Below are 20,707 nucleotides of genomic sequence, written 5' to 3' on the forward strand. Positions count from 1 at the left end.
GTGCCTCAGTTCAAGGTTTCAGCAGGATTTGGGTGCCTTTCCCTGCCTTGAGGAAGTTTTTCGCATTGCCCTGATTGACTGCAATTTCAAGAAAATCACTGCTCCCCCACAGGGCCAGCAGTTGACCTGCTTGCGATTGTGAATAGGTGCTGCTGATTTCGGTTAAAACATGGCCATTGATCTGCAGACTGCAATTTAGGTTTTCGTGGGGGCCGATCTTGAGGTTCCGACAGGCTTCCATATCCTCTCGGGAGATATTGGTGATTAAATTGCCAAAATGATCGTGGAACAAGACCTCGCCCTGCATCTGGTGAGCTTGCGTTTTGACCTCAGGCCATTCCAGTTTCACAATCTCTGTCAAGGCCGGGCCCAAATCTGAGGGTGAAACCCCATTCAAGAGATGGGCAGAGACAGGCGCAAAGATATCGCGCCCGTGAAACGTCGGGCTGACACGCTCGAGAAAATAGCCAGGGTTTTCAAGGCTGTAAATCGCTTGGGCAGGATAATCCCTTAAAACATAGCTGAACAAGCCATTGTCGGGGCCCACCAGCCAAAAGGGACCGGCCTGAATACACAGCCCTTTGCGTTTGGAGCCGACCCCAGGATCAATCACTGCCAAGACCACGGTTCCCTCAGGAAAATAGCGCAGGCTGGTCATGAGCGTAAACGCCCCCCAGTGAATGTCTCCCCGGGGAATCTCATGGGTTAAATCCAAAACCGGGGCTCCGGGCTTGATTCTGTCGATCACGATTTTCATCAGTCCGACATAGGCATCTTGGGTGCCAAAATCTGTTAAAACGGCAATGCGGTTTGCTTTCATTTTGAGAATGCTCACTATATTTTATGATCAAAGGAAGGCAAGGGGCCTTCTTCTTCGGGTTCGGTGAGTGAACTGGGCGCGGGGCTGTTTTTTTGAGTTGGTTTTGCCATGAACTGGGCATATTGAGGCGTTGATACCCGCTGCGCCGTGGGCTGGGGTTCAGGATGCTTTTCCAGTTCACTTAAGTTGTGCAGAATCTTTTCAGTTTTTGTTGGAAAACTGTGAAGGTATTGCGCAAATCCGGCATGGATTTCGGCGTAATTTTTTTGTAAAAGCTCAAACTTCAGGGCCAGCTGCAAACCCGTCTCTGGGCTGAGATTGACGTGAATTCCGGATTGCCCCGGCAATTCAGAAAGCAACATCTGACGCAGCGGAGCCTCCAGGGGTTTTAAGTTGGGGTTTTGTCTGATTTGACGCAAGCACTGGTTGGCTTCCTCAAGCCAATGATTTAAATGGGTCTGCAATAAATCCCAATCAGGTGAGAGCTTTTGGGCACAAATACTTTCAAACTGCCAAGGGGTACCCAAATCCTTGAGTTGAATTTCACGGCCTTCAACTTGTAAAAAACCTTCGGCATCCAAGTGAATCTGTAGGCCCGTTTGGATATATATTTGAGTTGCTAGCGTTTTGATGTGTAACTGCAAGGCCTCAGGATTGCAGAGGTCTTCCTCACCGAAATCATAAACCTGCCCATTGAGTTCAAGCTGGCCCAAGACTTGGTTTTGCGTTTCTGGCTCTGGAGCTTCTTCGCCCATAAACAGACCTTCAGGCAGGTGAAGAGCTTGGATTTCTGGGCTTTCTGAACTTAAACGGCGGATCTCGATCTTGCCAGCACTGCCTGATTGGGTCTGCGTTAAAACCAGATAATTTTCAGGATTAAAACTGGCGCGCACCCCAGTCTCTGCAGTGTGTTGGTTCAACTGGTTTAAAATCTCTTGATAAACCCCAGAGAATTGGCTCTGACGGTTTTCAAGTTTCAGAGAAATCTCTATGCCGTTGAGAAGGTAGCTGCCAAAGTTGAGCTGCCCCAGGGTTCCAGGAATTTGCTCCTGGTTCAGGCTCGACAGCCCTGGTTTTAAACCCATATGACAGGCCTTCAAGCCTGCGGGAAGGGGCATCAGGATTAAGTCTTGTATTCGAATATTCCAACCTTCCCGACCGGGCAAGGCTTGAAATACAAGCCTTGAATCCTGGCGCAGCACCTGAAACCCCAGCATTTCCAAATCTAAATCGAGACTGGTGGCGAGATATTCGCTGAGATGTCGGGCAATATTGCCGTGGGCAAAGGTTTTGAAGGGGGGAATACTCAATTCAAGTTCTTCGCTGTGCTGATCGGGTGCGATCAGCTCAATCACGAGCACAGGAAAGGCATAACGCGTTTCAGGCTGAATATTCTGAATCGGCTCACCCCTCAGTTGACAGGTTTGCCCTTTGCTGAGATTGGGTTGAACAGGCTCAAGCGACAAAACCCGTGCAAAGGGAGACTCAGGAGCGAGGGGCAGGCTCTGAAGGGGCAGCGCTTGGGGGCTTTTGAATGTAAATTTTTCTTCAGAAGGCAATTCAGGCAGATGGGCAAGCAGTTCTTGCCCCCTTTGTTTTAAACGCGAGAGCGTAAGCGCGAGCATGGTATAGATATTTACGGGTGTGACCATCTTGATGGCTGTTTCTCAGTAAACTTTACTTTTTTCAGTATACTCTTCTCAGATTGATTGGGTCAGTAGTTCGGGGTTGTTTTCAATCCTGCAAAGGCCATGGTAGGGTGGAAAGATGCGAATTGTACTGGATGCCCGATGTCTGGTTTTTCCTTTGCATGGAATTGCCAGATACACACGCAATTTAATTCAAAATCTTCCCCTGGCTGATACAGATCAGTTGTGGGTGCTCTATCACCCCATGGCCTTTCAGGCCTTTGAACACAAGGGAGTCACCTGGATACCCTGGCAGGGAAAAACTTTTTCACTGCTTTCCTTTCTCGAACTGTATCTGTTTTTAAAAGAGAATCAGGTGGATCTGTTTCACAGCCCCTCTTTTTTTTGCCCGCCCTTTTTGCCCTGCCCCTGGATTTTAACCCTGCATGATTTGATCCATGTGCAGCGGGCAGAAGAGTATACATTTTTGCATCGCCTCTATTTTGCCTGGTTGCAGAAAAAAGCACGCCAGGCAGCGGGGCTGCTGACCGTTTCTGAAGTCTCGCGAGAACTGATCAAAACCTGGCTGGGCCCCCAAGCCCCAGCGATTGAAGTCAGCACTTTGGGGGTGGAAGCACATTTCACGCCCCGAGTTGAAAATCGGGAGTTTCGTAAACATTACCATTTGCCCAAAGAATATTGGTTGTTTATTGGCAATCACAAAGCCCATAAAAATTTTAAGCTCTTAAAACAGCTTTGGCAGCAGGCCCGCGATCTGCCTGTGCTGGTCACACTTGGGTTGCCCGAATTAAACTTGCCCGGCATTCTCAATCTGCCAGGGCTTGCAGATCAGGATTTGCCCGAGCTCTATTCCCATGCCTTGGGCCTGATTGCCCCCTCTTTGACAGAGGGTTTTGGCTTGCCCCCGCTTGAGGCTTTGGCGTGTGGCATTCCGGTTCTGGCGGCAGATATCCCCGTTTTTCATGAGGTTTTAAAAGACGCTGCCAGCTATTTTGACCCGCTCTCGCCCAGCGATTTGGAGCAAAAGATCAGGCAGTTTAAAGCGCAGCGATCTGAGCAAAGGCCTGCGCTGGCCTATAGTTGGCAAAACTTGGGCAGCACGACCTATGCCTTTTATCGGCGGTGCTATGCTGCCTGAAAAGACTGCCTTGATACAGGATTGGCTGATTGGCTGGGGAGGGGCAGAGCAGGTTCTGCTCGAAATCGCTCAGCTTTTTCCAGGGGCCCCGATCTATACCTCTTTGTTTGATGCTGAGCATTTGCCCGCTGAATTTCAAACCAAGCAAATTTACACTTCTTTTCTGCAGCAGCTCCCCGGTGCCTTGAAACGCCACCGTTTGATGTTGCCCCTGATGCCCCTGGCCTTTGAACTCTTTGATTTGAATGGTTATGAACTCGTGATCAGCAGCAGCCACGCCTGTGCCAAAGGGGTGATTCCGCCCCCTGGCGCCTGCCATCTTGCCTATATTCATACCCCGATCCGCTATGCCTGGGATATGTTGCCAGCCTATTTTGCCCAGGCCCAGCCTTCCCTTTTGAAACAGCTGTTGATGCACCCCCTGCTGCACTATCTCAGACAGTGGGACCTGCTTAACAATTTCAGAATCGATGCCATGGCCTGCAATTCGCGCTTTGTAAAACAGCGGATTTGGCGTTACTACCGTCGAGAAGCTGAGGTGATTGCCCCGCCTGTCAAAATTCCAGAGCAGCCCCCCCTGCGGGATGAACAGGATTTTTATTTGATGGTTTCGCGTGCGGTGCCGTATAAACGCCTCGATCTGGCGATTGAGGCCTTTCGCGAAAATGGCAGAACCTTGGTCGTGGTCGGAGAGGGCCCTGAATTATCGGCACTCAAAGCCCGGCCCCATGACAGGATTCAGTTCAAAGGCCACCTCAGTCGGGCTGAAATTGAAAAGCTTTTCCTCAGTGCCAGGGCCTTGATCTTTCCGGGCCTAGAAGATTTTGGCATTGTGCCAGTTGAGGCCCAGGCGTTTGGCTGCCCCGTAATCGCCTTTGGGCAGGGAGGCGTGCTCGATTCGGTTTTGCCTGAAGAGACGGGCCTGTTTTTTCAGGAACAGACGGTGCAAAGTTTAAACCGTGCGCTTGAAGCCTTTGAAGCCTGTCATTTTGATCCCCTGCGGCTTTATCTCCATGCGCAGGCCTTTTCAGAACCTGCTTTCCAAAGCAAATTCAAGGCGTTTGTAGCGGCTCACTACGCAGAATTCAGACAGAAACGCGCGCTTTAGATCCCACCGGCAGAGCGAATCAAGCTTAAAAACTCATTGCGTGAATTCATATCGTCTTTGAAACAGCCGCCCATTTTACTGGTAATCGTTTCGCAGTTGATATCTTCAACGCCCCGGGCTTTGACACAATAGTGTTTGGCACTTACCAAAACCGCGATATCCGGGGTTTCGAGAATATGCTCAAGCGTATGGTAAATCTGCTCTGTCAAACGCTCCTGAATTTGGGGCCGTCTTGAAAAATATTCAACCACCCGGTTCATTTTGCTCAGGCCGAGTACTTTGGCGCGGGGAATATACGCCACATGGGCATAGCCATCGATCATCACAAAATGGTGCTCGCAGGTGCTGTGCACCACGATATTCTTTTCAATCACCATCGAATCGTAGCCCATTTTGTTTTCAACCGCTGTAATCTTGGGGAAATTTTGCGGATCCAAACCCCAGTACATTTCATTGATAAACATCGTCGCCACCCGTTGGGGCGTATCCTTTAGGCTATCATCTTTAAGATCCAGGCCCATCACGGTTAAAATATCGCGAAAACTTTTTTCAATCGCGGTGACCTTTTCAGGGGGGCTCATTTGGTAATTATTGCGTGGGGTTTCAACCCCTTTGCTTAAGAGATAATCCAAAACTTTTTGTCCAAGCTTGGCATCTGTTTTACTACAATCGAGGCTCATTCAAAAGACTCCTTCTTCAGTTGCGGATCATTGCACTTGATTGAGTGTAGCCCAGTGAACAGGTTTTTCTCAAGCAGGAAGGAGCTGAAAATTCGCAAGAAAAAAGGGGGAATTGCTTCCCCCTACAGGGTTCAAGGAATTTAAGGACTTACCCAGTGGGTAAACAGTGAATCATAAAACGCTGGATTACACCGCAGCCAAAAAAGTTGATTCAGGCTTAAGCTGGCTGCATATTATATGTTTCCCAGGCTTAAACAAGAATATGTATCAGAAAAGCAACTTTTTACTATCTTTTTACATTTGACGCAGAATGGACGCGCCTGCCACGCACAGATTCCCGATCGGGATTGATATCAAGAACCTCAACCTCAAGAAATCTATTGTGATCTTCTGCACTGCAACCGGGAACCTGAACCCGCAGATAATGCGGCGTATAGCCTTTGCCCAGGCCCTCTTTGCTGATCGTTTCGATCAATACTTTGACGGTTTTCCCTTGCCAGGACTGCATCCAGGCCGACTGTTGTTTGTGGCTCAGTTCCAACAAACGCTGGGAGCGAGCTTCAATCACCGCTTCGGGCAGCTTGTCTTTCATAAAGGCTGCACGGGTGCCGGGTCTGACTGAAAAAGGAAAGACGTGAATTTTATGAATGCCCAGTTCTTCCATCAATTGGTAGGAGGCTTCAAAATCTTGATCTGTTTCACCGGGAAAGCCGACGATCATATCTGTTGTCAGGGAGATATCTGGCATGGCGGCTTTGAGTGCCAGTACGGTTTTGCGAATTCCCGCCTGGGTGTCTCTGCGCCGCATGCGTTCCAAAACCGTGTCTGAGCCACTTTGGATTGGAATATGTAAGAATCTGCAGATTCTGGGGGAGTTTGCCATGGCTTCAATCATGCGTGGGCTGATTTCATGGGGGTCAATTGAACTCAGGCGCACAGCTGTGATTTCTGTTTCAGAATTGATACGTTCCAAGAGTTGATCGAGGGCATGGGTATTTTTTTCATGGCCCAAGGCGCCCAGATGCACGGCTGTCAGAACCACTTCCTGGTAGCCCAAAGCATGGGCCAGGTTTAAACGTTTGATGATTTCATCTGTCTCCAGGCTGCGAACGGTGCCCCGGCGGGCCGGAATAATGCAAAAGGCGCAGGATTCAAAACAGCCATCGGCAACTTTCAAATTCAGGCGCGTGGTGCGCGATTCATGCACTGGCGGAAAGGGCCGTTCAAACTGAGGGTGGGGCGCTTCGCCCAGAAAGCGGTGAAGCTCTTCAACCAGACTTTCTTTGCTCAGGTTGGGAATATACAGATCGGCAATCCCCTCCATTTCAGGATGGCCTTGCAAAGAGCGTCCTGCGCAACCTGTCACCACGACGGTGGCTGCCGGATTGCGACGCCGGGCCTGGCGAATCATCTGACGCGACTGGCGCTCTGCTTCAAGGGTGACAGCACAGGTATTGATGATATAGATATCTGCGCTTTCGCGGTAATCGACGATTTTCCAACCGCTTTCCAGGCTGTGTTCACGGTAGGTACTTTCTTCTGCCTGATTGAGGCGGCAGCCCAAGGCCAAAAAAGCGACGGAACGCAGGCTGGCAGGATTCGGCGGTTTAAGTGAGGGGGCGGTTGACATTTAATAAGCTCCGGGTCTGAGGGGATGGGAGGGGTAATAATAGCCCCCTCCTCCAAATGGAAAATCCCAAATCTGATATTTGTTGATACCGGGCAGTTTACCACTGTAGTTTATTTCCAGGGAAGTTGAAGCGCCGGGCATGAGGGGACGGGGCAGGAATATTTTCAAACGGCCCTGGTGGTGCTGGTATTTTAAAGCACTGCCAGCACTTTTGACCGATGTGACGTGAAAGGCTGAACTCAAGCCCAAAGGCAGGGCTTTGAGCGCCGTTTGGCCCGAATCTTTGAGTGCAGCCAGGGCTTTGGCCTGAATTTTCAGATGGGCTTCAACCTGAAAGCGACTCTGTGCCGGAATCGTCTGATAATCCAATTGGTAATCCTGAATCGAAAAATAGGGGGATTCCGGGCCCGTTTCGATGTTTGCAAGTGCCTGGATCTGAAGCTGGGTCTGGGAGGTTTGTCGTGTGCCAGCAGCGTTCATATACACAATTAAGAGTCCGCCCTGGTGACTAAAGCGCAAAGGCGTTCCCGCTTGGTAAACCCCTTCAATTTGGCGATCGGCGGGGAGATAAAAGCGAAAACTGGCGGGCAGGGTGCCTGCACTGAGGGTCAGCCAGGTCGAAATTTGCATTTGACTTCCCTCGTTCTCAATTGCCAGATGTGCGTTAATTTTTTCAATCTGGGGCAAAGTCGTTTGGGCTTTGAGCAAAAGGCAGACCAAAGCCAGACTACCGGCTTGAATCCATCTTTGAAAGGGGTTTTTCATGGGGTTTGCAGGCGGGGCTGGGTCGCTAAGATCGCTTGCACTAGCCAAGCCAATTCTGATTCAGGCAGGCCTCCACCCAAACACAGGTTTTCCTCAGCTGAAAGGGTTTCAAAACAAATAACGGGCTGGCTGCGGTTTCTCCCTGTCGCCAGCGTTTTCAGATAAATATTTTTCAGCGCAGATTGTTCTATCCTTTGCCAGGCCTCAGCGCTGAACTGATCCTCTGGCCCTTCCCAAAAATGGAGCGTCTTGGCAAGCGCTTCCAGTCTGAAGACTTTTTTGCGCATCTGTTCTGTTCCCAAACCATAGAAAAGAGTTCCCAGGCCCAGCAAGGCCGGAAACAGACCGGGGTAGCCAGGTGCCAGCAGACTTAGATACTCCAGGCCTGCCAAGAGCAAGGTACTTGCAGCCAAAACTGAAATTTTGATCAGGGGGGTTCGCAGCAGCGGATCTGTCCAAGCAATCACATGGCTGCGAGCCAGCCAGCCTTCAGCATCTGTTTCAAACTGAATCAAGCCATTGGGGGAAGTTTGCACGGCCATGTTCCTGTGAAACCTTTATCTAAGAGAATGCCATCAGTTTAGCATTCTTGCAAATTCAAGGCCAATTCCTGGGCCTGCTGACGACCGGGTCTGAAACTGAGATTGCTTCAGCTTGGTAAAAAGGATTTTGGCAGACTGTGTTAAAATGCCTTTTATTTCTTAGGGTAGGTGGCGGATGGGCATTTCAATCTTTACGCAAAAGGCTTTTTCAAACCTCTTGCTGGCAAATTCAGATCTTTTTGAAAATGCCCCTTTGCAGCTGGTTCAATCAGAAGCTGAACTGATCGGGCTGCTTGACTCAAAGAGCCATTCTATAAATGAATGTTCAGATATTTTTGTGGTCAATCCTGCTCTGGTGCATGAAGAAGCATGGCCCAAACTCAAGCATTTTGCACAAATGGGCACACTCTGGCTGAGTCTTGAAACCTCTGCAAACTTAAAGCAGATTCTTGAAAGTACGGGGGCCCATGAAAGTTTTCTGAACCCAATTGAACCTGAACTTTTGAGATACCGGCTTGAAAAGGCTGTTCAAACCTGGCAATTTAAACAGGAAAGTTTGAGACTGACGCAGGAAAACCGAAGTCTGCGCGATGAGGTCTTGCAACTGAAAGAACGCCTGATCCAGAATTCAGGTCGCGATCCCTTAACCGGCCTCAGCCATCTCGAGGCCTTTTATCAGGTGCTGGAACGTGAATGGCGACGCGCTGTGCGTGAGCAGTATTATATGTCGTTGCTGCTGGTCGATATGGATTTTTTCATTCAAATCAACCAAACCTATGGCACAGATTGCGGCGATCTCTGTTTGCAGAAAGTGGGCGAAATCTTAAACCACTATCCGTTGCGCCCAGGCGATTTAACTGCCCGTTATGGCGGGGAAGAGTTTGTTGTGCTTTTGCCCAATACCAGTCTCGAGGGCGCGCGTGCGGTGGCCGAAACCCTGCGTAAAAGTATTGAAGATCTGCAGATTGAGTTTGAGCAAAAACTGATTCCTCTGACGGCCAGCCTGGGGGGAGCGACGCTGTATGTACATGACGATGCTCAGAGCCCCCAATTGCTCTTTGATGCCGCTCAAAAATCCTTGCAGGAAGCGAAAATTGCGGGTAAAAATTTCGCGTGCCTGGTCGATCTCTCTGAAAATATGCTTTAAATGCTCTGATTCTGATGGTAGCCCAGTTCTTTTTTGAACTGGAGATCCATAATATGCATCCGCTCTGCCATCAGGCGAATCAATTTCAAAGCCAGAACGGGGTATTTTTCAAGCAATGAAAAAAACATATCACGATCTAAAACAATCAGTTTGGCGTGTGATTCTGCCTCTACGCTGGCTGTGCGCGGTAAATTGTTAAAAAGAGCCATTTCGCCAAAGACATCTCCGGCAGAGAGCGAACACAGGGAACGTTTGAGTTTGTTTTGCTGAATAAAAATATTGACGATGCCATTCAGTACAAAATAAATTTTATCGCCTAAATCACCTTCAGAGAAAATGAGTTCGCCACTTTCGTATTCAACTGCGTATTTGGGAGCCAATAACGCTAAAACCTTGGCATATGCTTTTTCAGAATCAATCGAAGGCATTTCAGTTTCCTCAACTTCTGCGTGGTGGATAGGATTATAAAGGAAAAAACGATTTTTTGCACCTTTGCGGCTCGCTTTTTTCAACCCCGGCAGAGAGTATAATACCTGTGCACGAAATTGACAGAAAGGCCGAGAAAATGCCCGAAACATCCCTCCAATACCTTGCCAAGCAATTGAAAGATCCAGATGAATTTCAACGCTGTGCAGCCGTACATGCCCTGGGAAGAATTGGACTTGCTGAAGCCCATCCCTATTTGCTTAAGGCTCTGAAAGATGCGCATTTTGAAGTGCGTGAGGCGGCTGCCTGGGGCTTGGGAGAAGCCCAGGTGACAGAAGCCATTCCAGATTTGCTGGCGGCCTTAAACGATCCCCATCCTGTGGCCTGGGCTGCCGTGGCAGAAGCTTTGGGTCTGCTCAATGTGTTTGAGGCCATTCCCCAGTTTATCGCAGCGCTAGATGCGCCTGAGGCTCCAAAACGGGCAGCCTCCGCCTGGTGTTTGGGGATTCTTTCTGTGAGAGAGGCGATTCCTGCCTTGATACAGCGGGTTCAGGACCCAGATGACGAGGTGCGTGCGGCAGCGATTCAGGCTTTGGGCGATTTGCAAGCCCAAGAAGCGATTCCTGCTTTGATTCCAGCCCTCAGCGATCAGGTTTCGGGCGTTTGCAGCAATGCCGCACTGGCCCTGGGGCAACTCAAAGCCGATGCAGCCATTGCCGAATTGATCAAGGCCCTCGAAAACCTGGGCTCAGAGGTGCGCAGCAATGCGGCCTGGGCCTTGGGTCAGGTACGGGCCACAGCGGCGAGAGCGGCGCTTGAAACTTTGCTGAAAGATTTTGTTGCAGAGGTCAGAGGCACAGCCCTTTGGGCCTTGGGCGAAATTCAAGCCCCTGAGAGTTTACCGGCTTTGATTGAGACCCTGGCGGATCCTGACGCTGAAGTTCAGGCCCAGGCCATTGAGAGCCTGGGCCAATTTGGAGCAGCTGCCGAGCAGGCTTTGCAAGCCGCACTCAGCCATGAAAATTCAGACATTCGCGCAGTCGCCAGCAAGTGTCTGGCTTAGCGCTTAAACCCCAGCCAATTTGGGCAGCAGGGCTTCAAACTCTGAACGGAATTTGGTCAGATAGGAACGGGTCGGCATGGTGGCTGCTGCTGCCAAGGGGCAAACAGTGCGGCCTTCCATCTGATTGGCGATATCGAGAATTTTTTCGACATCATCAGCGGTGCCCTGCCCTTTGAGCAGATTTTTCATGGTGCGGTGCAACCAACCCGTGCCTTCGCGGCAAGGGCTGCATTGTCCACAGGATTCATGGGCATAAAAGTGCAGGAGATTGGTGATCACTTCGACCATATGGGTGTCTTCGTCCATCACGATAATGCCTGCGGAGCCAAACATGGTGCCTGCAGCTGCAAGCGCTTCGTAGTCCATGGTGATGGTTTCGCATTCCTCAGGCGTCAAAACCGGGGTTGAAGACCCGCCAGGAATCACGGCTTTGAGTTTTTTACCGCCCCGCACTCCCCCACCGTATTCATTGATCAGAGTCATGAGGGGAATTCCCAATTCCTCTTCATACACGCCGGGTTTGTTGACATGGCCACTGATGCCAAACAAACGGGTGCCCGGACTTTTTTCAGTGCCCAGTTCGGCATAGGCTTTGCCGCCGTTTTGCAGAATCCAGGGTATATTGGCAATCGTTTCAACATTGTTAATAATCGTGGGGCAGCCAAACAAGCCCGCCACCGCAGGAAAAGGCGGTTTGAGCCGGGGATAGCCGCGTTTGCCTTCCAATGATTCCAGCAGGGCGGTTTCTTCTCCGCAGATATACGCACCTGCGCCACGGTGCACGACAATATCCAGTTTAAAATCTGTGCCCAGACATTTTTCACCAATCACGCCCTGGGCATAGGCTTCAGCCACAGCTTGAGAAAGATGCACTTCGGGCAGATGAAATTCTCCCCGGATATAGACAAAGGCCTGATGAACACCCAGGGCATAGCTGGAGATCAAAATGCCTTCAACCAGCATATGGGGATCCCATTCCATGATTTGACGGTCTTTAAACGTACCCGGTTCACTTTCATCGGCATTGACCGTCAGATAGCGGGGAACCCCTTCAGGCTTGGCGAGAAAGCTCCATTTCATGCCAGCCGGAAAGCCTGCGCCGCCCCGACCTCTCAAGCCCGAGGTTTTGACTTCAGCCGTCACTTCATCGGGCTGGAATTCGCTCAAGACTTTTTTTGCGGTTTCGTATCCACCGCGCGCAACGTAATGATCATAGGTCCAGGCCTGATCTACGCCGAAATAATTGGAGAGAATTTTGACTTTGGGCGCCATCTTAGGGGGCCTCCTTTTTGAGCGAATCAATCAACGCATCAAACTTTTCTGGGGTCAGGTTTTCATGGTATTCACGGTTGATTTGGCACATGGGGCCGGTTCCACAGGAGGCCAGGCATTCGACCCGCGTCAGGGTAAACTGGCGATCGGGGGTGGTCTCTCCCGCTTGAATGCCCAATTTCTTTTGCATATGCTCAATCAGGGGTTCTGCTCCCGCCAGTGCACAGGAGAGTGTATGGCAGACCTGAATATGGTGTTTGCCAATCGGTTCGGTCTGGTACATCGAGTAAAACCCAATCACGCTGTAAACATGGCTGGCAGGAATTTCGAGCAGATTGGCAATATATTCCATGGCTTCGGTGGAGACAAAGCCATCCACTTCTTGGGCAATCCAGAGACAGGTCAAAAGAGCTGCCTGTTTATGGGGGTATTTGGCTACAGCGGCTTCAAAGCGCTCTTGAATTTCAGGGGGGTATTTCATTTTTAACGCTCCAGTTCCCCGGCAATGATATTGATACTGCCCAAAATGGCAATGGCGTCGGCGATTAAGCCCCCTTCAATCAACTGGGGGTAGGCCGAAAAGATCGTAAAACAAGGGGGGCGGCAACGCACGCGGAAAGGGTGCCCACTGCCATCTGAGACGATATAAAAGCCCAGCTCACCATTGGCGGCTTCGGTGGCATCATAGTATTCTCCCGCAGGCACTTTGACGCCTTCGTAAATATGCTTGAAATGGTTGATCAGACCTTCAATATTGACATAGGTCTCTTTTTTGGGGGGCAGAGAAACCCGTTTGTCATCGCTGTTGACGGGCCCATCGGGCAGGGTTTTCAACGCCTGACGCACAATCCGAATACTTTGCGTGATTTCTTCAAAGCGTACCATGATGCGATCATAGGTATCTCCCACTTCTCCGACAGCGACGTCAAACTCATAGTTTTCGTAGCCATAGTAGGGGAATTCCTTGCGCAAATCATAGGGAATGCCTGTGGCTCTGAGACAGGGGCCTGTAAAGGCATAGCTCAAGGCGTCTTCTTGGGAGATAATGCCCACGCCCTGGGTTCTTTTCAGAAAGATTTTATTGCGAAAAACCAGCTTCAAGACGTCTTGCATGGCGATTTCAAACTCACCTAAGACATGCAGCACATCTGAGTCAAAACCTTCATAGGCATCACGGGCCAAGCCGCCAATTCGGGTAAAACTGTTGGTCAGGCGGGCCCCGGTCAGTTTGTCGAGAATATCATAGAGCTGTTCGCGTTTATTAAAGAGATACCAAAAATTGGTAAGTGCGCCAATATCCACGAGATTGGCACCAATACAGACCAGGTGATCGACAATCCGCATCAGCTCGCTGACAATCACCCGCAGGGCTTGGCAACGGGGGGTGATTTCCACCCCGATCAGGCTTTCAACGGCTTTGGCAAAGCCCACATTGTTCATAATCGCTGAGACATAATTCAGACGATCGGTATAGGGAATCACCTGATCATAGGTGCGGTTTTCAGCTGTTTTCTCAAAACCCCGGTGCAGATAGCCAATTTCACAGACCCCGGCTTTGATCGTCTCACCATCCAGGGCCACCAAGGTGCGCAGGGTGCCGTGGCTGGCAGGATGTGAGGGCCCGAGGTTCAAAAACATCAGGTCTGTATGTAAATCCCGATAAAACTCAGGCTCAAAATCCTGATTTATGGGGTGAAGTTCGTTGATTCTTTGCATCTTATTTCAGCCCCTTTTCAATCAGGCGTTTTTCCATTTCATCCATCAGCGAATCATTGACCGTTAAAACTTGGCGTTTATCGATGGGATAATCTTTGCGCAGGGGGTGACCCACGAACTCAATATGGTTCAGAATCCGTTTCAGATTGGGATGATTCACAAACTGAATTCCATACATATCCCAGACTTCCCGCTCCAGCCAATTGGCAGTTTTCCAAAGTGTACAGGCACTGTCGAGGGCGGGATCTGCGCCTCCAACGGGTACTTTTACGCGCAGGCGATGGCCTTTGTCTAAGGAGTGAAGATGGTAGACCACTTCAAAGCGCTGACGTTTTTTTTCAGGATAATTGAGATAGTCTACAGCACTCAGATCCGTGAGGATATTGAAATCCAATTCAGGATCATCGCGGAGCAGTTTAAGGGTCTGATAAATGCTTTCTTTTTTACAAATCACCACGGGCATATCCCGGGCTTCGATCATTTCAAGTACAGAATCACCTAATTTGTTTTTCAGGTGCTCAAGCAGCAGATGCATGGCAGTCTTGCCTTTCGCAGATTTTACACCCTGCATTTTACCATTGAACCGAGTTGGGTTGCAGCTAATAGCCCCTCAGCCGTCCCAAGGCTTTAAATTCAATCATCAGGCTGCCTGATTTGTCCTGGCTGATATCCAATTCAGACAGCAGCAGGTTTTCTACGGGGGGTGTTTTGCGATCTTCGAGATGAATTCCTTTGCCTTCAAACAGACTGAGAAAAGCCAATTCGCCACGGTTATTGCGCTTTAAGGTCCGCAGAAATTGCTCTATCGGACTTTCGTCAAAGGGATGCAGTCCACTGCGAGCCAGCCCACGGGCAAAAGCCTTGAAAATACTGGCAGTTTCAGAGTGTCCAATCGGTTGTGCCAAGGGCAGATGGTAAGTTTTTTCAAGCAAGAGCACCCCTTCAGAACTGACATCGGTGGTCAGCGAAAAGAGATTTTTAATTTTAAAATGAAAGCGGCTGCCTTCCAGTTTTTCCTGAATCATGCCCGCTTTGAGTTGGGTGCGCACTATCCAGGGCAAGAAACCCAAGGCCCGATCCACGGCTTCACCCAGGGCGACGCGTAAATAGCCTGTTACGATCACATCGCCTGTATCCAGAGGTTGAATATTGGCCTCCAGTTTGAGTGGGCCTGCAACGCTGAGTTGAATCGGACGGGTATCCAGGGGTTGGCTGAACGATTCGCTCATGGTTTAGCGGGTTTGTCTTGTATATTCATCTGCTTCCCATCGGGATGCAGAACTTTATAAAGCGAGAGGCTTTGTTGAACTTTGGCATTGTGCGTCGTATTGCAGCAAATATCCACTTTGGCTCCGCCCGTACCCTTGAAAGCCCCACCATTATCGACTAGGGCAAAATAGAGATCGGGGGTATTAAAAATTTCTTCGAGTTCAGGAATGCGAAAGATATCGCCATACTTGAAGGGCGCATTCTTACCCTGAAACAAAGATTGATCCATGGCTATCGCGACATAATTGTCGGGGCCGTTTTTGCCCTTGCGGGTATTTTCCAAAACATTTTCGAGGGTATGGGGAGTCAGACTGCGACCAAGCGAGTCTTTCTTACCCCCTTCCATCCGGGTGTTTTTGGGGCTGTAACTGGTGCCTGAAGCTATATTAAAAAATTCACAGTTGGGTTTGGTAGGGGGTTTTCCAAAGCCAGAAAAACCTTCAATCGCGATGGCTGAAACCGCTTTGCCTTTTGCCGGCAGTTTGGGTGGCATTTCATGTTTTGCCAGGTTTAAAAGCGCTTGTTTTTCTTTTGCGTCAATTTTTCCATCTTTGAGAGCAGATACGGTCATTTCACGGGCTTTATCTACCAATGTATTGGCTCCAGCTTTCTGCTCTTTGCTCAGCACTTTGGAGAGGGCAATTTCAGTTTTTACTTTTTTGGCCTCGGCAGCGCTGAGACCCGTTTCGCCATCACTGCCTTCAGTATAGTGGCGCTTTGCGGAGAGCGGGTGAATATACGCGGCGAAGCTATTGGGCATGATTGGCGGGGTTGTCATGGGTGTCAGCAGGCTCCCTGTTGAAGTCATTCTAATAGTTTTATCCTTATTTTAGCTGGGCTCTTGCTTAAAAAGCAAAATTTTCAGGTGCTTTGAACTGCCTCTTTGCCAGTGGGGTTTAAGATCTTCGCCAAAACATGGCTGAGTTGGGCAGATTGAAAAGGCTTTTGAATAAAAAAAGAGAGGCCATCAGAGAACATCTGCTCGAGTTCAAAGGGGTCCATATTGCCCGAACTGAGGACGATTTTCAGATCTGGGCGCACGTCCCGCAGTGCATAAAAGGTTTTCTTGCCATCCATTACGGGCATGACCCTGTCAAGCAAAACAAGGTCAATGCTTTCGGGGGCCGCCCTAAACAGCTCAAGGCCTTCGCTGCCATTTTCGGCACATAAGACTTCGTATCCCAGGCCAATCAGCAAAGTGCGCAGGCTTTCTCTGAGTATAAATTCATCATCAATTATCAAAATACGCCCTTTGCCCTGAAGACGTTTATAATCCGTTTGGATTGGCGGCTCGTATGCAGATTCTATCAGCGGAAAATAAAGTCTGAAACGGGTGCCCTGGTTTAGTTTGCTCTCAACTTTGATGGCACCCTGATGCTCTTGAACGGTGCCCAAGACTACGGCCAATCCCAAGCCTGTGCCTTTGCCTGGATCTTTGGTGGTGAAAAAGGGCTCAAAAATTCTCTCTAATAATTCGGGTGCGATGCCACAGCCTGTATCCTCAAATTTTATTTCTATGAATTTGCCTGGTTTTAATTCAAAGAGAGAGTGATGACAGGCTTTTTCATTTAACTCAGTGATTTGACTGGAAATTCTGAGCCTTCCCCCTTCTGGCATGGCATGTGAGGCATTGATGCCCAGGTTGAGAAATGCGCTTTGCAGTTGAGAATAATCCCCTAAGATGATGCTTTCTTTGGCCCGCAGCTCCAAATCTATCTCTATCGAGCGTGAAATGGTATTGGAGAGCAGTGAAACCGTTTCCTGGAGGGTTTGGTGGAGATCCATCCGATCTGAGTGGGTGGGTTGTTTTCTGGCAAAGGTTAAAAGTTTTTCTGTGAGTTCGGCTGCTCTTTGGGCTGAATCGATCACCATGCGTATCAAGGTCTGGTTTTCTGGATCTGCTTCGAAGTTTGATTCAAGCAGTTCGCTGGCGACCATAATACAGGTCAAGCGATTGTTAAAATCGTGGGCTATTCCCCCTGCCAATTGTCCAACCAGTCTCATTTTTTCACTTTGGTGAAGCTTTTCTTCACTTTTGGCAAGCGCAGCCTCAGAATGTCTTCTCTCTAAATTTTCCTGAATCAATTGCTCACGAAAGATCTGATGTTCTTTGACCAGTTCACTGCGATCGCGCACCGCACGCTGTGCTTCTAGTTGAGAGATTTGCGCATTTTCGCGGTGATCGCGATTATTTTTGAGCAGTTCCAAGAGCGGGGCTGCCCAGGCTTTCAGATTGGAGAGAGAGGCTTCGGGAACTGTCCATTCCATCAGCTCAGGTGCCAGCTTGCGGCTGGTGAATTGTTTTCCTGGCAAAATCACAAGCCCGGTTAATTTTTCGAGGAGAGCTTGATCTTCAAAGGGATTTTTTTCACAGAGCAGGCAAAAGATTTGGCGTCGCAATTGTTTAAAATTGAGATCTTTTTCAAACTGGAAGCCTTCGGGGACAGGGCTTAAGAGCGAAATATAGTTAAACTCCATGAGCTTAGGAACCCAAAACACAGACCACAAATGTCATATTGTGAAAATAAGAGGCTGAATATTCGCCGTGACGGTAGAAGGGGCCTATTTCGCCAAAAGAAAGGAATCCAACAAGTGGCAAGGGGCCTAAAAGGGTTTTGATACGGTTCAATTCTTCTTTCCCACCTTCTTGAAATAACCACTTTCTGCCTGCACAACTGACAGCCATGACAGCCGCTGGCTTGAAACGCGCTTCGTCAAAAGGGAGCAGTGCCTGATCGACTGCTTGAATGATTTCTTCAAGCGTAGAACGGCAGACGTTAATTTCTGCACCCAGGGGCACTTCTCCAAACAGAGAGATCGAACCCGTTTCGGGATTGCTATCTGAGGAGGTACGCAGGACCTTTATATCTTGCCCAACTTCAGCCTGTACTGCCAAGGGGACAACGCCAAAATCCATCGCGCCAACCATGCGACCCGTTTGCTCTGCGATAAATTTCATAGCCGTCTGAGTTCCAATTTGCTTGAGCTGATTGCCCTGGACAGAGCTGACCTGACTTGTATCACCCGTGGGCATCCAGCCGGTTGCTGCGTTGATCCAGAAAGGCAGATCGCCTGAGGCGGTGAGCACAAGGACTGAATTTTCAATCACTTGACGGTTTGCAATCAGGCCTGTTTTTTTAAACCTGCGATCATCGGCTACCAGGCCCCCCAAACAGGGAATGCTTAAGACCTGTCTGAGACCCTCTGCAATTTGAGTGCCATTGGCGTAAATCCCGTCGGCGAAGACAAAGGCCAGAACGGGATCCTGCTCGGGCACGAGCGCTTCGCGGGCCGCCTGGGCAGCTGTTTTGCTCCAATCCGCTTCGCGCAGTTCAACACAGGCCAATTTCCAGACAACCCGGCCCTGGGCATTGATCGCGAAAGCACTGACGCCATGATGAGCAACGGCTTCGGTTTCATAAAAACCATCAGAGGTTCCCCCCAGCAGAATCAGGTTTTCACCCAAAATCTCATAGAGTCCTTCAGCGAGTTCTGATAAATTTTCAAGATATTGGCAAGAGGCAAACAGAAAGACGACTTCTGGTGCAATCGGGAGCAGCTTTTCCCCGATTTGAATCCCGGCCCGAAAGGGATCGGGGATTTGTGTACTGGCAGATAAATACTGAATTTCAGGCAAAGACGCCATAGTTATACATTTCTATACTTGAATCAATTTGTACAAAATAAAATTTGTATAACAATTATATGTCAATAATTTCGGTCTGTATATCTACTATCAGAATTCAATTTTGCTGAGTGAAGTTTGTGCCTTTGAAAATTCTGATAGCATTTCCCCTCTCTAAGGACTGATGGGCCTGCCATTGGGTTTTGCGAGCCTGATTTTTCAGCGCAAGATTTTCTTTGGCGATTAAATTCTGCATGCGCGCCAGCGCCAGCTGTCTGTTGCGCAACTGGGTTCTTTCTTCCCGTGCCAAGACACTTAAGCCGGTAGGAAGGTGGGTCAAACGGACGGCGGTTTCCAATTTGTTGACATTTTGTCCGCCAGGGCCACTGCTGCGCAGACTTTCAAATTTCAGGTCGCTCAGATCCAAGTTGTTTTCTGCCGGAGCTTGAAAAATTTCAAAGCCTACAAACCAGTTTTTGCGTTTGTGTTGGGGCCGAAAAGGGCTTTGGCCAATCCACTGCAAACTGCCTTCCCAGGTCTTGGCCCAAAGCAAAGCCTGATCTCCCTCTACGCTGCAAAGCACAGAATTGAGGGTTTCTTTTACAGGTCCGGCTTCGGTTTCAAGGATTTCAAGGGCAAGCCCCTTTTGTTTTGCCTCTTGCTCAAGAATGGGCAAGAGGCGAGCCACGACCCAGGCACATTCTGCAGGGCCTTTTCCAGCGGTCAGTAAAACCCACATCAGCTGCGCCTCGTTTTATAGGTGATCACGGGATCCATTTCTGCGATGATTTCGGCCAAACCCGCGTCTACCAAATCTTGAACCACCCGATCAATGGCTTTATAGGCTTGGGGGGCTTCTTCATAGAGCAATTCTCTGTTTTCACAGATCACCCAGGAACCCTTTTCCGTTCGCTGCAGATTCTCAGGTTTAAAGCGTTTTTCCAGACGGCCTTTGGTTTCTCCTCGGCTCCATTTGCGGCCTGCGCCATGGGCCAGAGACCAGGCACTTTTTTCACTGGGCAGCGCTTTGACGAGATAACTTGAACTTCCGCGTGAGCCAGGAATCACGACTGCGCCCTGATCTGCCGGACTGGCCCCTTTGCGATGCAGCCAGGATAGATTTGATGCGTGATTGAGCTTGCAGACACTGTTATGGCAGCGATCCAGCACCTGTTTTCCTTGGGCTCCCAAGAGGTTGAGAAAGCGTTTTTGAATAAGGGTGCGGTTGGCTTCACTCCAGCGCACGGCCAGGTCATGGGCCTGTAGATAAGCTTCGGCTTCTGGGCTAGGGGCAGCCAGGCCCTGTGCGCCAAAGCGTTCAGTATGTGCTCTGAGAATACTTTCTCCCAGCCCGCGAGAGCCGCTGTGCACCAATAAGAGCAGGCAATTTGGATCGATTTCAAGTTCTGCCAGGGCATCGGGATCGGCAATGCGTGTGATTTTTTGCAATTCAGCAAAATGGTTGCCTCCCCCAATGGTTCCAAGTGAAGTGTCGTAGGGGGTGGGCTCTAAACCAAAATCTTGGAGCCAGGCTTGGGTATCCCCCTCCCAGGGTGTTTCAAGCCCTTCCAGTTTGCGTAAATTTTTTTCGGCTTTGAATTTTCGAACTTGAAGATCGGTTTGCCACAAACCCATGCCACAGCCGATATCATTGCCGACCAAAAAGGGGTAAACTTGCCCCTCTGAAAGAAAGGCTGCTCCAATCGGGTGGCCTTTGCCGGGGTGCAAATCGGGCAAACCCACAGCCAAACGCATTCCCGGCAGTTTGGCCATGGTTTTAAGTTGTTCGATGGCTGCCCCTTCAATCCAGGAGTGGGGCGAAGCAATGATTTCAATCTCTGTCATGTAACCTCTGAA

At 49.6% G+C, this 20,707-nt stretch carries 21 protein-coding genes; 4 read left to right on the top strand and 17 right to left on the bottom strand.

Translation table 11 applies throughout. The features are described 5' to 3' along the window. Positions 1-10: 10 nt before the first annotated feature. Positions 11-835 carry a hypothetical protein gene (locus COW20_12500; GenBank protein ID PIW47401.1) on the bottom strand — a complete coding sequence of 275 codons (825 nt, stop codon included), beginning with the start codon at positions 833-835 and terminating at the stop codon, positions 11-13. Further along, positions 835-2,472 carry a hypothetical protein gene (locus COW20_12505; GenBank protein ID PIW47402.1) on the bottom strand — a complete coding sequence of 546 codons (1,638 nt, stop codon included), beginning with the start codon at positions 2,470-2,472 and terminating at the stop codon, positions 835-837. The genes COW20_12500 and COW20_12505 overlap by 1 nt, the downstream gene beginning before the upstream one ends. 115 nt (positions 2,473-2,587) lie before the next feature. Here COW20_12505 and COW20_12510 point away from each other — a divergent pair, with 115 nt between their 5' ends. Continuing rightward, positions 2,588-3,607 carry a hypothetical protein gene (locus COW20_12510; GenBank protein ID PIW47403.1) on the top strand — a complete coding sequence of 340 codons (1,020 nt, stop codon included), beginning with the start codon at positions 2,588-2,590 and terminating at the stop codon, positions 3,605-3,607. Continuing rightward, entirely contained in the window at positions 3,576-4,715 is a 1,140-nt protein-coding gene (locus COW20_12515; protein PIW47404.1) for a glycosyltransferase family 4 protein, read from the top strand. Before COW20_12510 ends, COW20_12515 begins: the two co-directional genes overlap by 32 nt. Here the strand turns inward: COW20_12515 and COW20_12520 are convergent. The 4 genes from COW20_12520 to COW20_12535 form a co-directional block, all read right to left on the bottom strand. Beyond that, complete coding sequence (locus COW20_12520; protein PIW47405.1) at positions 4,712-5,395, bottom strand: GTP cyclohydrolase I FolE; 684 nt, start codon at positions 5,393-5,395, stop codon at positions 4,712-4,714. The genes COW20_12515 and COW20_12520 overlap by 4 nt on opposite strands. A gap of 286 nt (positions 5,396-5,681) precedes the next feature. Further along, positions 5,682-7,025, bottom strand: a complete 1,344-nt coding sequence (locus COW20_12525; protein PIW47406.1) for a tRNA (N(6)-L-threonylcarbamoyladenosine(37)-C(2))-methylthiotransferase MtaB — start codon at positions 7,023-7,025, stop codon at positions 5,682-5,684. Continuing rightward, complete coding sequence (locus COW20_12530) at positions 7,026-7,790, bottom strand: hypothetical protein (protein ID PIW47407.1); 765 nt, start codon at positions 7,788-7,790, stop codon at positions 7,026-7,028. It abuts the gene before it with no gap. After that, complete coding sequence (locus COW20_12535; protein PIW47408.1) at positions 7,787-8,332, bottom strand: hypothetical protein; 546 nt, start codon at positions 8,330-8,332, stop codon at positions 7,787-7,789. The genes COW20_12530 and COW20_12535 overlap by 4 nt, the downstream gene beginning before the upstream one ends. 175 nt (positions 8,333-8,507) lie before the next feature. Here COW20_12535 and COW20_12540 point away from each other — a divergent pair, with 175 nt between their 5' ends. Continuing rightward, positions 8,508-9,479, top strand: a complete 972-nt coding sequence (locus COW20_12540; protein PIW47409.1) for a hypothetical protein — start codon at positions 8,508-8,510, stop codon at positions 9,477-9,479. On the opposite strand, the gene COW20_12545 is transcribed toward COW20_12540, so the two are convergent. Next, positions 9,476-10,057, bottom strand: a complete 582-nt coding sequence (locus COW20_12545) for a hypothetical protein (protein PIW47410.1) — start codon at positions 10,055-10,057, stop codon at positions 9,476-9,478. The genes COW20_12540 and COW20_12545 overlap by 4 nt on opposite strands. Between COW20_12545 and COW20_12550 the strand changes: the two genes are divergently transcribed. Further along, complete coding sequence (locus tag COW20_12550) at positions 10,045-10,968, top strand: hypothetical protein (GenBank protein ID PIW47411.1); 924 nt, start codon at positions 10,045-10,047, stop codon at positions 10,966-10,968. The genes COW20_12545 and COW20_12550 overlap by 13 nt on opposite strands. Positions 10,969-10,971: 3 nt before the next feature. Here the strand turns inward: COW20_12550 and COW20_12555 are convergent, their stop codons facing one another. From COW20_12555 to COW20_12600, 10 genes are all read right to left on the bottom strand, one after another. Further along, positions 10,972-12,240: an NADH-quinone oxidoreductase subunit F gene (locus tag COW20_12555; GenBank protein PIW47412.1), complete on the bottom strand. Its 1,269-nt coding sequence runs from the start codon at positions 12,238-12,240 to the stop codon at positions 10,972-10,974. A 1-nt stretch (position 12,241) separates the two neighbouring features. Beyond that, entirely contained in the window at positions 12,242-12,721 is a 480-nt protein-coding gene (locus COW20_12560; protein PIW47413.1) for an NADH-quinone oxidoreductase subunit NuoE, read from the bottom strand. 2 nt (positions 12,722-12,723) lie between these two features. Beyond that, positions 12,724-13,956: an NADH-quinone oxidoreductase subunit D gene (locus COW20_12565; protein PIW47414.1), complete on the bottom strand. Its 1,233-nt coding sequence runs from the start codon at positions 13,954-13,956 to the stop codon at positions 12,724-12,726. Position 13,957: 1 nt separating this feature from the next. Next, positions 13,958-14,491 (bottom strand): NADH-quinone oxidoreductase subunit C, encoded by a 534-nt coding sequence (locus COW20_12570; GenBank protein PIW47481.1) that lies wholly within the window; start codon positions 14,489-14,491, stop codon positions 13,958-13,960. A gap of 64 nt (positions 14,492-14,555) precedes the next feature. Then, a complete protein-coding gene (locus COW20_12575; GenBank protein PIW47415.1) occupies positions 14,556-15,185 on the bottom strand; it encodes a hypothetical protein in 630 nt (209 codons plus the stop codon). Next, a complete protein-coding gene (locus COW20_12580) occupies positions 15,182-15,985 on the bottom strand; it encodes a hypothetical protein (GenBank protein ID PIW47416.1) in 804 nt (267 codons plus the stop codon). The genes COW20_12575 and COW20_12580 overlap by 4 nt, the downstream gene beginning before the upstream one ends. A gap of 101 nt (positions 15,986-16,086) precedes the next feature. Beyond that, complete coding sequence (locus tag COW20_12585; protein PIW47417.1) at positions 16,087-17,703, bottom strand: hypothetical protein; 1,617 nt, start codon at positions 17,701-17,703, stop codon at positions 16,087-16,089. A gap of 4 nt (positions 17,704-17,707) precedes the next feature. Further along, positions 17,708-18,871: a hypothetical protein gene (locus COW20_12590; GenBank protein PIW47418.1), complete on the bottom strand. Its 1,164-nt coding sequence runs from the start codon at positions 18,869-18,871 to the stop codon at positions 17,708-17,710. Between the two features lie 97 nt (positions 18,872-18,968). Beyond that, positions 18,969-19,589 carry a peptide chain release factor H gene (locus tag COW20_12595; protein PIW47419.1) on the bottom strand — a complete coding sequence of 207 codons (621 nt, stop codon included), beginning with the start codon at positions 19,587-19,589 and terminating at the stop codon, positions 18,969-18,971. After that, positions 19,589-20,695 carry an RNA ligase RtcB family protein gene (locus tag COW20_12600; protein ID PIW47420.1) on the bottom strand — a complete coding sequence of 369 codons (1,107 nt, stop codon included), beginning with the start codon at positions 20,693-20,695 and terminating at the stop codon, positions 19,589-19,591. The genes COW20_12595 and COW20_12600 overlap by 1 nt, the downstream gene beginning before the upstream one ends. Positions 20,696-20,707: the final 12 nt, after the last annotated feature.

The sequence above is a fragment of the bacterium (Candidatus Blackallbacteria) CG13_big_fil_rev_8_21_14_2_50_49_14 genome, assembly GCA_002783405.1.
In the GTDB taxonomy this organism is placed as follows: domain Bacteria; phylum Cyanobacteriota; class Sericytochromatia; order UBA7694; family UBA7694.